Below are 12,846 nucleotides of genomic sequence, written 5' to 3'. Positions count from 1 at the left end.
GGCTTGTCTGACCGTCGGAAGAATCCACCAGCGGAGGCCGTGCGTCAAGATCCCCCAGACGCCCCGCCCAGGCGACGCTGACGCAAAGTCATATGTCTTTTGTGGCCGGTTACTTGCGTTCGAACAAGAATCTGGTTCCGGAAGGGGCCGGTCACCCTATAGTGATCGCCGATCAACCGAGCCGAGGACTGATGACCACGACAACCGCAAGACGCGCCCGCCCCGGCCGCCCGTCGACCGGGACGAGGTGATGGCGGGCAGCGACTACCGGCCCGTCTACCACCCCGCCGGCCACGACCACGAGCTGCGCGTGGCCGTCCAGGACCTGCGCACCGGTCGGTGGGTGTCGATGGCACGCCTGCTCGAACGGACCGAGGGCCTGGGGCTGTGGACCCAGCGCACCCAGGTCCTCGCCGCCGTCGCCGCCGGATCCGACGTGGTCCAGGCCTGGCGCGCCGAGGAACCGCACAGCGTCGCCGCCACCGTGATGCACACCCGCGTCACCGTCGAACGGGCCGTCCGCGCCCACCGCGCCGGTCACCCCCGCACCCCCGAGCTGTGGCGGGAAGCGTGGACGGCCTGCCGCGACGCCGCCGCCCTCAGCCCCGCCGACCCCGTGCCCTGGGTCTGCCTGCTCGCCCTCGCGCCCCTCGACGAACACCGCCGGATGGACGAGCACCGGCTCCCGCCACCCGGCCCGATGCTGCCCCCCGGCCCCTGGGGAATCCTCGCCGAGGCCGACGAGCGTGACCCGCACAACCGCGAGGCCTACCACCGGATGCTCCAGTTCGTGTACGCGGGCTGCCCCGGACCGCTCTCCGAGGCCGCCAACTTCGCGCACTGGGCAGCCGGTTCCGCCCCGCCCGGCTCCGCCGCCCACGTCCTGCCGCTCTACGTACGAGTCGAACGCTACCGCCGCGAAGGCGGCCAGGAGAGGGCGCTGGACCTGCACTGGGTCGCCGAGGAGGCCATCCGCGACGCCGGCCACGCCCTGGACCGCTGGTTCCTGTCCGCCGACCCGCGCAGCGCCTCCCCGCTCGACCTGAACCACCTGGCCCACGCCCTGTGGGGAGCCCACCGGTTCGAGGAGGCGGCCCGCGTCTTCGACGCGATCGGCCCGTACTGGACCCCCCTGCCGTGGGCCCACCGGACCCGCGCCCCGGCCGACCAGGCAGTGGCCGAGGAGGTGTTCCTGCAGGCCAGGTCCCGCAGCCTGGCCGGCCGGGACTGACGCGCCGGCCCACCGTCCCACCCGCTCACCGTCCCCGCGCCCCACCACCCACCCGGAGGAACCACCATGTCCCGAACCGCATGGGCAGCCCACAAGGGCGGCAACGCCCCACGCCCCCAGGACGAGGAGGAACGGCTCAGGGAACTCGGCTACCAGCCCGTCCTCGCCCGCCGGATGGACGGCTTCGGCAACTTCGCCATCAGCTTCTCCGTCATATCCGTCCTCTCCGGGTGCATGACCCTGTACGGCTTCGGGCTCGGCACCGGCGGCCCCGCCGTGATGCTGTGGGGCTGGGCCGGCGTCGGCCTGTTCGTGCTCTGCGTCGGCCTCGCCCTGGCCGAGGTGACCAGCGCCTACCCCACCTCGGGGGCGCTCTACTACATGGCCGACCGGCTCGGGGGACGCCGCTGGGGCTGGTACACCGGCTGGCTGAACCTCCTCGGGCTGCTCGGCGCCATCGCCGGCATCGACTACGGCGCCGCCCTGTTCACCGGCGCGTTCCTCAACCTCCAGTTCGGCTTCGTACCCACCTCCGGGTCGACGTTCCTGATCTTCCTCGCGATCCTGCTGCTGCACGCCGCGCTCAACCTCTTCGGCGTCCGCCTCGTCAGCGTGCTCAACTCCGTGAGCGTGTGGTGGCACCTGGGCGGTGTCGCCCTGATCGTCGGCGCCCTCGCCCTCGTCCCCGACCACCACCAGTCCCCGTCGTTCGTCTTCACCCACTTCGTCAACGACACCGGCTGGACCAACCCGTTCTACGTGGCCGCGGTCGGCCTGCTGCTCGCCCAGTACACCTTCTCCGGGTACGACGCCTCCGCCCACCTCTCGGAGGAGACCTCGAACGCCTCCGTCTCCGCCGCCAGGGGAATCGTCCGGTCCATCTGGGTCTCATGGATCGCCGGGTTCGCCCTGCTCGCCGGCCTGACCTTCGCCATCCAGGACTACGCGACCGTCCAGGGCAGCGCCACCGGCGTCCCGCCCGCCCAGATCTTCCTCGACGCCCTGGGTTCCGGGGGCGCCAGCGCCCTGCTCCTCGTCGTCATCGTCGCCCAGCTCTTCTGCGGCAACGCCGAGGTGGCCGCCGCGAGCCGGATGGTGTTCGCGTTCAGCCGGGACAACGCGCTCCCCGGCTCCGCCCTGTGGCGCAAGGTCAGCGGCCGCACCCAGACGCCGGTCCCGGCGGTCTGGCTTTCGGTCGTCGTCGCGGGCGTGCTCGCGCTGCCGTCGCTGTACTCCGCCACCGCGTACGGGGCGGTGACCGCCATCAACGTCATCGGCATCACGCCCGCCTACGCCATCCCGATCTACCTGCGGCTGCGCGCCGGAGACCGGTTCGTGCCCGGTCCGTGGAGCCTGGGCCGCTGGAGCAAGCCGGTCGGCTGGATCGCCGTCGTCTGGGTGGCGGTCGTCACGGTCCTGTTCTGCCTGCCGCAGAAGTCCCCCGTCACCATCGACTCGATGAACTACGCGGTGATCGCGCTGGCGGTCGTGCTGGTCCTCGCGAGCGTGTGGTGGGCCGTCGCCCGGCGCTCCTACGGGACCCCGTCCGCGTACGGAACCACCCGCGAGCAGGCGGAGATCGCGGAGGGCATCGTCTGATCCCCTCCGACGCGCCCGCCCTGCCGGGCGGGCGCCCACGGCCCGCGACTGATGACATGTGCCGGTGCGACGTGGACAATCGGAGCCACTGACGTCGGGGGGCGCTGATGGGCCGGGCACTGCGCTGGGGCATAGCGGTACTTCTGGCAGGCCTGGCGCTCTGGTACGCCTCGTACTACACCACCGTCGTGGTGTGGGAGCTGCGGAAGATCTTCGCCTGGCTGGCCGTCCCGCTGCTGGCCGGCGCTGCCGCCGGGGCGCTGTGGCTGGTGGTGAGGCTGCTCCGCAGGAAGCGGGACGGCGGGGGCGGCGGCGGGAACGCGGCGGTGGCCCTCGCCTGGCTGGGCGGTCTCCTCGGGCTCGGCCTCGCCATCTGGTGGCTGGTGTACGGCGCGTACCTCCAGGACCGCGCGTACATGCAGGACGTCCGCGTCGTTTCCGAGCCGGTCCCCGAACTGGCGCCCCGCGCGCCCTACCTGGTCGGGAAGGCGCAGGCCGGCCCGCACCTGGGCGATGTGACCGGCGAGATCTCCGACGTCACCTACCTGCCCGACGCGGACCGGTTCGCGACCCTGGTCGAGCGGCGCGGCTGGCTGGCCGGGTACGAGGTCGGCCTGGTGCAGGAGATCCCGCTCGGCGGCAACAGCCGCAACCAGGAACGCTGCTCGTTCGACGTGGAGCGGGCCGACGCGCGGATCAGCGGCTGGTTCGGCCACAACCTCGGGCGGAAGATCTCGGCCCGGAAGCGCTGGGTGCGCTTCGAGGCGTCGGACGCCTACGTGACCTGCTCGGGCGACACCCCCGTCGTGGTCGTCCCCCTCAAGCGCCAGACCGGCATCCTCGTCGTCACCGAACGCCCGGCCGGAGTGGCGCTCTACAACGGGCGGACCGGAAAGCTGACGATCACCGGTGACACGGCCTCGGTGCCCGGCCCTTCCTACCCGCTGAGCCTCGCGTCCCGGCAGCGGGAGGGGACCGCCGCGGTCGGCAGTTTCACCGACTGGTGGTTCGAGCGCAGTGGCTGGGACGCCTCCGAGGACGGCGCCAACGAGGGCAACGATTCGGAGTTCACCCTGCGGTACCGCGATGCCAGTGGGAACAGCGTGTACGTCACCCCCCTCACACCGCAGGGGGAGGCCAGCTCGGTCGTGGCCGTATCGACGGTCCCCACCCGCCACCAGGGCGGCGGCCTCGCCCCGATGACCGTCCACCGGCTCACGCCGACGTGGTCGTCCCCGAAGGCACTCGTCGAGCTGGTGAAGGCCGAGTACCGGGACGTCTGCTGCTACAACGAGGACAGGGTGTTCGAGGTGGTCCCCACCGGCGGCAGCACCTGGACCGCCACGGTCGGCAGCGAACAGAACATCCGCTACCGGGTCGAGGGCCGGGGCCAGGTGGCCGGCCGCGAGGCGACCTGCCTCAAGACCGCCGACGGGACCCTCATCCGGTGCGCGTTCGCGGCGCCCGGATCACCTGAGGCAGAGGAACTCGAACGCCGGGAGCAGGAGAAACAGAAATCGAAGCAGGACGGCGTCCCCGCCCCCGGCGCGGTCGACCTCAACGCGTACACCCCGGAACAACTCGCCGAACTGCAAAAGCGTCTGTCCGACGAGTTCCTGCGCCGCCTCAAGAACGGCGGCACCTGACGCCGCCGGACGCACCCAACAGGAGGCGGCTCGCCGCGCGGGACGTGTCCGGGTGCGGGCCCGCCCTGGGGAGGGGGCGCCGTGATCATGCCTCTACGCTTGTGCCGCCAGACGGGTACGTGACGAGCGCGGTTGTGAAACGGAGTGTGCGGTGCCGACGGGGGAGACGAACGATGAACTGGTCGGCAGGTTGCTCGGGGGGCGCTACCGGGTGACCTCGATGATCGGCCGCGGCGGAATGGGGGTGGTCGCCCGGGCCGAGGACACCCTGCTCAGCCGTGAGGTGGCCGTCAAGGTACTGCGGGCCCACACCGACGCCGGCGCGACCGAACTCGCCGATCTGCGTGCCCGGATGCAACGGGAGGCCCGGGCCGCGGCCCGGATCCGGCACAACGGCGTGGTCACCGTGCACGACGTGACGGAAGAACGGGGCCTGCCCGTCATCGTGATGGAGCTCGTCGACGGACCCTCCCTCGACGACGTCCTCACCGAACGCGGCACGATGGACCCTTACGAGGCGGCGGCGATCGGCGCCGAGCTGAGCGACGCCCTCGACGCCGCGCACCGCGCGGGCGTCCTGCACCGGGACGTGAAGCCCGGCAACGTGCTGCTGGAGCGCGGCGGCCGCGTCGTACTGACCGACTTCGGCATCGCCACCATGGAAGGCCCGGGTGACGAGGCCCTCGCCAAGCTGACGCGCAGCGGTGAAATCATCGGCTCCCTGGACTACTTGCCGCCCGAGCGGGCTCAGGGACACGAGCCCGGACCGGCCTCCGACGTCTGGTCGCTCGGCATGACGCTGTACGCGGCGGTGGAAGGCATTTCGCCGTTCCGCCGCACCTCCGTGTGGTCCACCCTGTCGGCGATCGTCGCCGACCCGCTGCCCGAGCCCCGCCGCGCGGGGCCGCTCGGACCCGTGCTGCGGGCGCTCATGGCGAAGGACCCCGCCCACCGGCCCACGGCCGAGCGGGCCCGTGTGTTGCTGGCCGAGCTGGCCGAGCTGGCCGCGAGCCGCACGGCGCCGCCTGCGCCCGCTCCGGTGCCGCTGCCGCCACTGACGCAACCGTCCGTCGTGGCACCGGCCCCCGCCGCTGCCGGTTTCGGCCCGCCCCCGATGGCCGGTCCCGGCCCCGTACCGCTCCACCAGCCGTACCCGCGTCCGGCGCACCACGGGTACCCGCCCCCCGCGCCCACGTCGCAGGTGCCTCCGGCGGCACGTGGCGCCCGGGGGCGGCGCCGTACCGCCGTCGCCGTGGGCGCGGCCCTCGCCGTGGTCGGCGCCGCCGGCATCACCTACGCCCTCTCCGGCCAAGGCGGCGACAAGGGCGGCGGCCGCAAGCCCGCGGCACTGCCCGCGATCACCGCCCCGGCGGAAACGGGCCCGAGCGCGTCCCCCTCCCGTGGCTCCGCCAGAAAGCCGTCGGCCAAGCCCTCACCCTCGGGAGCGGCCGGCCCCCACGGGGCGACCCCCGGCACGTCGGCAACGGCCACCGCCCGGCCCAGCCCGGTATCCACGGGCTGCGCGGGCTGGAGCCACAAGGACCCCCACCCGGGAAGCTACGGGTACATGGCCGGCGACTACCACCTGGAGGCCGGGCCCTACCAGACCTGCCCCGCCGTCACCCTGGCCAAGTCCGGCACGAAGCTCTGGTACCACTGCTACATAGTCAACGCCCACGGCAACAAGTGGACTTACGTCCGCATCGACGGCACGAACACCGCCGGCTGGATGTCCAACGACAACATCACCCGCCAGAAGGGTCCCTCGACCCCCTGCTGACCGTTTACGGCTCGACAGCGTCCCGTAAACCACTGGCCGATCGCTTCCCCCCGGAGGGAAGCTGGGCCCCATGACGACCACCTTGATCACAGGGGCCAACAAGGGCCTCGGATACGAGACCGCCCGCCGCCTGACCGCCGCGGGCCACACGGTCTACCTGGGAGCGCGTGACAACGAGCGGGGAGCGGCGGCCGCGGCCGGGCTCGGCGCCCGGTTCGTGCAACTCGACGTCACCGACGACGCGTCGGTCGCCGCCGCCGTGGCCACCATCGAGGCCGACGGCGAACTGGACGTCCTGGTCAACAACGCCGGGATCGAGGTGCGTTCACCGGGGGGCGGCATCATCGGCGCCGCGGAGCTGACGGCCGACGTGATGCGGGAGGTGTTCGAGACCAACGTCTTCGGCCTGGTCCGGGTGACCCACGCCTTCCTCCCGCTGCTGGAACGCTCCGCCGCCCCAGTCGTGGTCAATGTCAGCAGCGGTCTGGCCTCGCTGGCCCGGGCCGGCGCCAAGGGGTACCCGGGGGTCGCCTACCCGGCCTCCAAGACCGCGGTCAACATGCTCACCGTGCAGTACGCCCGGGCGTTCCCCCGGATGCGGATCAACGCGGTGGAGCCCGGTTACACCGCGACGGACCTGAACCGGCACGAGGGCACGCAGACCGTGGAGCAGGGCGCCGAGATCATCGTCCGGATGGCCCGGCTGGGCCCGGACGGCCCGACCGGCGGTTACTTCGACGCGGAGGGCCCCCTGCCCTGGTAGGCGACGACCCTCTGCCCTGGTGGGCGACGACCCCGGGGCCCGACCCGACCGGGCCGACCCGCGCCGGGGCCGCCCCACCGCACGGCGGCTCACTCGCCGGTGATGCGGCCGCTGATCCATTCCAGCGCGGGCGGGATCTCCCGGCGCCAGGTGGCGAAGTTGTGTCCGCCGTGGTCGAGGGTGATCGAGGAGACGCGGGCGGGGTTCTTGACCTTGGATATGAACTTCTGCGTGGGCCCGTGGTTCGCCTCGCCCTGCACCGAGGTCGTGACGAGGAAGGACGTCTTGCCCTGCGGCAGGTGGTCCAGGCTCCACAGCAGGTCGGAACGGCGCTCCTCGGCGCTGTTGCCGCGGAAGAGGTCACCGGAGTCGCCGTCCACCTCCGGCTTGTAGTCCGCCGACAGGCCCACCCCGGCCGAGTAGCTCTCGGGGTGCTGCAGCGCCAGCTTCAAGGCGCAGTAACCTCCCGTCGAGTCGCCCATGACGGCCCAGCCGCGGGCGCCCGTCTGATGGCCGGCGGTGCGGTAAGCGGCGGACACCGCCTTCGGGAGGTCGGCGGCGAAGAACGTCTCGCTCTGCGGGCCGCCCGCCACGTCTATGCACTGGGTGTTGCGTGCCGACTCCGTGGTGGGCCGCATCATCACCAGGATCATCGGCCGCGTCTTCTTCTCCTTGGCGAGGGCCCACGCCTTCTTCGGGTAGTCCAGGCCCTTGATCAGGTTCTCCGCCATGCCGGGGAACCCGGTGAGGACGACGGCCGTGGGGAACCTCCTGTGCTCGTTCCCCTTCTGGAAGTACTCGGGCGGCAGGTACACGTACGCCGGTACATCGGCCTTGGAGTGCGCCCCGTGCACGGTGACCTTCTCGATCACACCGGCCACCTGGGGCGGCCCGCCTCCGGGCGTGCCGGTCTCCTGCCGGCCGAGGACGCGTACGGGGGAGTCGCCGGCGGCCCGCCCGAGCGGGGGCGCCGGCTGCGAGTGGCCCGCCAGTTCGGCCCACGACCCGTAGAGCAGGAAGCTGCGGTTCGCGGCGAGCCCGACGGTGGCGAGGAGCAGCACCTGTATGAGGCACAGCAGCCCCGCGCGCGCCGCCACCCGTCTCCAGCCCTGCCGCGCGAGCCGGGGCCACCACCGGATCGCGGCGGCGAAGGCCAGGAGGAGGATCAGTACGGCGATCAGCAAGGGGGTGGTACTCGTCAGACTCACGGGTAGGGAAAGCCTCTGCGTCGTGTCGGAACGGACCGTCGCGGGCGGCCCGGACGCACCGGTGGCGGTGCGCGTCAGGGAAGACGGGCTTGCCCGCCGATCCGTTCCCACCGCGCCGGCGGTGGTCAGCCGGTGCGCCGCCCGGCGGCGGAGGTGAAGCCCTCCGCCTGGGTGGCCTCGTCCGCGACGCGGACGCCGTAGTGGTAGGCGAGCATGCCGCCCAGGTACCCCGAGGCGCCGAGCACGGCCAGGCTCACCGCACCCAGCACGAGCTGGCCCCAGCCGACGCTGCCGGACGGCCCGCCCCCGGCGTGGCGCCACAGGAAGTTGCCCGCGTAGGAGACCGTGACCAGCAGGTTCAGGGTCATGTGGACGAGCGCGATGCGAAACGCCCGCGTCCCGTTGGGGATGGCCAGCAGGTCCAGGAAGCCGACCAGCGCCGCCGGCAGGGCGCCGATCACCCCGACGGCGATCAGCCACATCGAACCCCGGGCCAGGAAGTCCGGATCGTCCACGACGTGCGACGCGATGTCGAAGACGGTGCCGGCCACCCATGCTCCGATGGGCACGGTCACCAGGATCGGGTGGAACGGGTGCCCGTAGGGACCCGCGAGCGCGGCGCTGACCGGTCGCTTCGCACGCTGCTGCAGTTCGCTCGACATGGCTTCCTCCCGAGTCGCAGGTTTCACCAATAAGTATTGGCCTTATTCGTCGGCGGGGCAACGAGCCGGGCCGCCCCGGACACATGGCCACCAGGGACCGCTCCACGCTCGTGGTGTGACCTCCGACCCGGGCCCCGGCCCCGGCCCCCGCCCCGCCCCGCTCCCGCGCTGGTCTGCGGCATCAGTCCGGCGCCACGTCACGAACGCAGGAGCGCGTCGAGGCCCGTGCACAGCAGTCGCACGCTGCGGACGAACTTCTCGTCCCCCCCGAAGGCCGAGGCGGCGGCGACGGTCACCGGGAACCGCTCCCGCAGCGCGGCGCCCTCTTCGGCGCCGACGGCCACGGCGGGCGATCGGCTCTGCTCCTGCAGGACGAAGCCGGTGACGTGGCTGAGCAGCGCGTCCGCGCCCACGGCGCAGTCCGCGGCGGGTACGCCGGCCTCGGCCAGCGTCTCCAGCAGCCGCTCCATGAGGGCCAGTGCCGCCGTGCTCAGCACCTTGGGGCTGTCGGCGAACATCACCGCCCCACCGGGGTGGCGCCGCAGGGTCCCGCGCAGTGCGACGAGTTGGGTCTCGACGCGTTCCTGCCAGCCCGCCCCCGGGCCCAGTTCCACCAGGGCGGCGGTGCCCGCCTCGTAGGCCTGCCGGGCGACCCGGTCGGCCATCAGCTGGACGAGGGCGCTCTTGTTGGGCACGTGGTAGTACAGGCTCCCGGCGTGGACGTCGAGCCGCTGGGCCACCCTGCGCATCGACAGGCCGTGGTACCCCGACTCGGCGAACACCGCCATGCCCGCATCGACGATCCGCTCCGCTGTCAGCTTCATGGGGGGAGCCTACCCCCCGGTTTCAAACACTGTTTGAATTCGCCTCGTCGTGGGCTACTGTCCTCCTCGGAACAAGCGACGGGGACCGAAGGGGGGTGGTGACGATGGACGCGCTCGTGTTCAACGTGACCACGGCGGCACTGATGGTTGTGATGTTCAAGGGCGCACTGGCCCTGCTCGGCGAGGACACCCTGCGAAGGCGTCCCACACCTTGGGCGGCGATGGGCCTGACCGCCCTCGTCATCGCCGGACTGGTGACGCAGCTGTGCTGGTCGGGCGCGATGGACGCCTTCGGCGGCGACCCGTCGAAGACCGGCTGGTGGCGCCCCGTGACCTCGGTGTTCATGCAGAACGGCGGCCTGTTCGGCGACGCGTGGAACCTCGCCACCATCGCCGTCATCGCGGCCCTCGCCGAATGGTTCTGGGGCGGCCCCCTCATGCTGGCCCTCTTCGCCGCCGGGATCCTCCTGCCGACGTACATCGACACCCTGTTCGGCGAGAGCGACCGCAGCACCGACCCGCGCAACTTCGCGGGGAGTTCCGGGGCCACCTACTTCCTGGCCGCGACCCTCGCCGCACCCCTCCTGCTCCGCGCCCTGCGCGCCGGGCGGAGCCGGACGGGCACGCAGCAGGCGCTGCTCGCCCTCGGTGTGCCGGTCCTCGGTCTGGCCATGTGGTTCGCCCAGTCCAACGGCCACGGGCTGGTCGCCGTGTACGGCTCCCTCCTGGGCGCCCTGGCCTGCCTCCTGCCCCGCAGCCCCGAGGCCCCGCGTCCCGCCGCCCCTCTCAACGGGCCGGCGGAGCGTGGTCCGGCGGAACGGTCTCCGCGGGGCTGAGGGGCCCCGGCGGGGTGCCGTCCCCGAACGGGCGGCCGCCCAGTGCTGCCCGGTCGTGGGGTTCGAGCCAGCCCGACAGGTCCGGGCCGACGGGGACGATCCCGGTCGGATTGATGTCGTCGTGCACGAGGTAGTAGTGCTTCTTGATGTGGTCGAAGTCGACCGTGTCGCCGAATCCGGGCGTCTGGAAGAGGTCCCGGGCGTACGCCCACAGCACCGGCATCTCCGACAGCTTCTGCCGGTTGCACTTGAAGTGGCCGTGGTACACGGCGTCGAAGCGCACGAGGGTGGTGAACAGCCGCACGTCCGCTTCGGTGATGGTGTCGCCGACGAGGTAGCGGGAGTGCTCCAGCCGCTGGGAAAGCCAGTCGAGGCGGGCGAACAGGTGCTCGTACGCCTTGGCGTACGCCTCTTGTGACCCGGCGAAGCCGGCCCGGTAGACGCCGTTGTTGACGTCCTTGTAGACCACCTCGTTCACGGCGTCGATCTCCGGGCGCAGCGCGGCCGGGTACAGCGCCGGCGCGCCTTCGCGGTGGTACGCCGTCCACTCCAGCGACATGTCGATGGTGATCTGGGGGAAGTCGTTGGTCACCACCGCACCGCTCGGCACGTCCACGATCGCGGGCACGGTGATGCCCTTGTCGTAGCCGGGGTCGCGGGCGAAGTACGCCTCCTGGAGCCGCTCGACCCCCAGCACCGGGTCGCGGCCTCCCGGATCGAGGTCGAAGGTCCAGCTGCGGTCGTCGTGCGTGGGCCCGGCGATGGCCATCGACATGGCCCGGTCCAGCCCGAGGAGCCGCCGAACGACGACCGCACGGCTGGCCCAGGGGCACGCCCGGCTCACCACGAGGCGGTAGCGGTCGGACTCCACCGGGAACCCGTCGCGCCCGTCGGCGGTGATCCGGGTGGTGAGGTACCGGCTGTCGCGCGAGTACTCCTTGCCCGGGTGTACGTAGCTCATCTTGAGGCCCTACCCGGGAACCGCGCCGACGAACGTCCTGAACGGACCCAAATCGGGCGATGAGCTGCTCAGGCCGGACAAAGCGGCTCCTCCTGCCGCGGGAACCCCGCGGCAGGAGGAGCCGAACGGCACCCGTCAGGTGCGGTACGCGTAGTACACCGCGTTCGGGTACGACGCGATGATGCTCGCGAGGGACTTCCGGTACGTGTTCGTGGAGTGGTAGGTGAGGTACGGCATTCCCGCGCTGCTGCGGTACGTCACCATCATGGAGTGGTCCTTGGACCCGTCCTTGTTGAAGTCCACCTGCACGATGTCGCCGACGTCCGTCTGGTAGACGTTGGCCAGGTTCGCGGCCCGCTGGTTGGACAGCGTGAACCACGCCCACTCGTTCGCGCCGACCCAGGAGTCGGACTGGCGGGTGCTGTCGTACCACCAGTTGCGGTAGTCCGAGGTGGAGCCCGGAACGGCCTTCCAGCCGCCGGCCTTCAGTGCCTGGCTGATGAAGTTGGTGCAGTCGCCCCCGGCGCCGGTGAACTTGCGGTACGCGGGGTTGTAGTTGCTCCAGTACTTCTCCGCGTACTTCGCCATGGCTGCGTAGTCGTACGTGCCGCCGGTCATCGCCTTGGGCTTGGACGGCGCCGGGTACTTGGTGGACGCGGGCGTGCCGTCCGGGTACTGGTTGCCGTCGTCCACGACGACGTTCGCCTTGGCTGCGACCGGCTCGTTGACCGCCACGGGGCCGTTCTCCTGGGACTTGATCGAGGTCAGCTCCCAGGCACCGCCCTTCTTGCTGGTGAGCGTGAGCTCGTAGCGCGTCCGGAAGTCGGTGGTGGCCGGCTCGTCCCCGCGCACCTTCTTGTAGGTGAGCGTGGTCTGCTCGGTGACCTGGACGGTCGCCTTGCCGCCGGTGACCGTGGCGCGGTCGACGGCCACCCGGGTGTCGGCGCCGGTATAGGCCTCGCCGAGCTCCGCGAGCCGCGTCTTGCGGGACCGCAGCGAGGAGATCGCCGCGTCCTCGTCCTTCTTCAACTGGGCCGACAACCGCGTCTTCGCGGAGGTATGCCCGGAATTGTGGTGACCTGCCTGGTCTTCGACCAGGGCCTGGGTACGCTGCGAAAGCACGTCGTCGGCTATGCGGGCGAAGGTATCGGAGGTGGCGCGATCGGCCGCCTCGGGGCCGGTACCCGCGTTCGCGGAGTAGGCGAGCATGCTCCCGGACGCCAGGGCTACGGTCAGGGCCGCGATGGCGGCGGGCCTGAACCTCTTAGGTATCACTGTGTTTCCCCTTGTCACCCGGTACGCACGAACCGGGGGAGGGCATCTTCGCACAACTGGG

Annotated in this window: 11 protein-coding genes; 6 read left to right on the top strand and 5 right to left on the bottom strand. The window is 71.7% G+C overall.

Features of this window, described 5'->3' with window-relative positions:
- The first annotated feature begins 250 nt into the window (after positions 1-250).
- The 5 genes from OHA81_RS03195 to OHA81_RS03175 all read left to right on the top strand — a co-directional run bounded on the left by OHA81_RS03195 (position 251) and on the right by OHA81_RS03175 (position 7,019).
- Complete coding sequence (locus tag OHA81_RS03195) at positions 251-1,231, top strand: hypothetical protein (RefSeq protein WP_329192522.1); 981 nt, start codon at positions 251-253, stop codon at positions 1,229-1,231.
- 66 nt (positions 1,232-1,297) lie between these two features.
- Positions 1,298-2,830: an amino acid permease gene (locus OHA81_RS03190; RefSeq protein WP_329192520.1), complete on the top strand. Its 1,533-nt coding sequence runs from the start codon at positions 1,298-1,300 to the stop codon at positions 2,828-2,830.
- Between the two features lie 107 nt (positions 2,831-2,937).
- Positions 2,938-4,476 (top strand): hypothetical protein, encoded by a 1,539-nt coding sequence (locus OHA81_RS03185; RefSeq protein ID WP_329192518.1) that lies wholly within the window; start codon positions 2,938-2,940, stop codon positions 4,474-4,476.
- 151 nt (positions 4,477-4,627) lie between these two features.
- Complete coding sequence (locus OHA81_RS03180) at positions 4,628-6,256, top strand: protein kinase domain-containing protein (RefSeq protein ID WP_443056419.1); 1,629 nt, start codon at positions 4,628-4,630, stop codon at positions 6,254-6,256.
- A gap of 70 nt (positions 6,257-6,326) precedes the next feature.
- Positions 6,327-7,019, top strand: a complete 693-nt coding sequence (locus OHA81_RS03175) for an SDR family NAD(P)-dependent oxidoreductase (protein WP_329192516.1) — start codon at positions 6,327-6,329, stop codon at positions 7,017-7,019.
- Between the two features lie 89 nt (positions 7,020-7,108).
- Here the strand turns inward: OHA81_RS03175 and OHA81_RS03170 are convergent, their stop codons facing one another.
- The 3 genes from OHA81_RS03170 to OHA81_RS03160 form a co-directional block, all read right to left on the bottom strand.
- A complete protein-coding gene (locus OHA81_RS03170; RefSeq protein WP_329192514.1) occupies positions 7,109-8,227 on the bottom strand; it encodes an alpha/beta hydrolase in 1,119 nt (372 codons plus the stop codon).
- 125 nt (positions 8,228-8,352) lie between these two features.
- Entirely contained in the window at positions 8,353-8,889 is a 537-nt protein-coding gene (locus OHA81_RS03165) for a DUF2231 domain-containing protein (protein ID WP_329192512.1), read from the bottom strand.
- 197 nt (positions 8,890-9,086) lie between these two features.
- A complete protein-coding gene (locus tag OHA81_RS03160) occupies positions 9,087-9,713 on the bottom strand; it encodes a TetR/AcrR family transcriptional regulator (protein WP_329192510.1) in 627 nt (208 codons plus the stop codon).
- Positions 9,714-9,817: 104 nt separating this feature from the next.
- On the opposite strand from OHA81_RS03160, the gene OHA81_RS03155 reads away from it, so the two are divergent.
- A complete protein-coding gene (locus OHA81_RS03155; protein ID WP_329192508.1) occupies positions 9,818-10,549 on the top strand; it encodes a hypothetical protein in 732 nt (243 codons plus the stop codon).
- On the opposite strand, the gene OHA81_RS03150 is transcribed toward OHA81_RS03155, so the two are convergent.
- Positions 10,500-11,510: a glutathione S-transferase family protein gene (locus OHA81_RS03150; RefSeq protein ID WP_329192506.1), complete on the bottom strand. Its 1,011-nt coding sequence runs from the start codon at positions 11,508-11,510 to the stop codon at positions 10,500-10,502. The genes OHA81_RS03155 and OHA81_RS03150 overlap by 50 nt on opposite strands.
- Positions 11,511-11,645: 135 nt before the next feature.
- Positions 11,646-12,785, bottom strand: coding sequence for an amidase domain-containing protein (locus tag OHA81_RS03145; protein ID WP_329192504.1), 1,140 nt, complete (start codon positions 12,783-12,785; stop codon positions 11,646-11,648).
- Positions 12,786-12,846 lie beyond the last annotated feature (61 nt).

The organism is Streptomyces sp. NBC_00667 (assembly GCF_036226825.1).
In the GTDB taxonomy this organism is placed as follows: Bacteria; Actinomycetota; Actinomycetes; order Streptomycetales; family Streptomycetaceae; genus Streptomyces.
The sequence above is the reverse complement of the archived record's forward strand: the minus strand, read 5'-3'. Positions and strand labels throughout refer to the sequence as shown.

Excerpts from the sequence above, each read along its gene's own strand:
- OHA81_RS03150 (WP_329192506.1), bottom strand. The coding sequence starts at position 11,510 with ATGAGCTACGTACACCCGGGCAAGGAGTACTCGCGCGACAGCCGGTAC.
- OHA81_RS03165 (WP_329192512.1), bottom strand. The coding sequence starts at position 8,889 with ATGTCGAGCGAACTGCAGCAGCGTGCGAAGCGACCGGTCAGCGCCGCG.
- OHA81_RS03160 (WP_329192510.1), bottom strand. The coding sequence starts at position 9,713 with ATGAAGCTGACAGCGGAGCGGATCGTCGATGCGGGCATGGCGGTGTTC.
- OHA81_RS03195 (WP_329192522.1), top strand. The coding sequence starts at position 251 with ATGGCGGGCAGCGACTACCGGCCCGTCTACCACCCCGCCGGCCACGAC.
- OHA81_RS03185 (WP_329192518.1), top strand. The coding sequence starts at position 2,938 with ATGGGCCGGGCACTGCGCTGGGGCATAGCGGTACTTCTGGCAGGCCTG.
- OHA81_RS03190 (WP_329192520.1), top strand. The coding sequence starts at position 1,298 with ATGTCCCGAACCGCATGGGCAGCCCACAAGGGCGGCAACGCCCCACGC.
- OHA81_RS03155 (WP_329192508.1), top strand. The coding sequence starts at position 9,818 with ATGGACGCGCTCGTGTTCAACGTGACCACGGCGGCACTGATGGTTGTG.
- OHA81_RS03175 (WP_329192516.1), top strand. The coding sequence starts at position 6,327 with ATGACGACCACCTTGATCACAGGGGCCAACAAGGGCCTCGGATACGAG.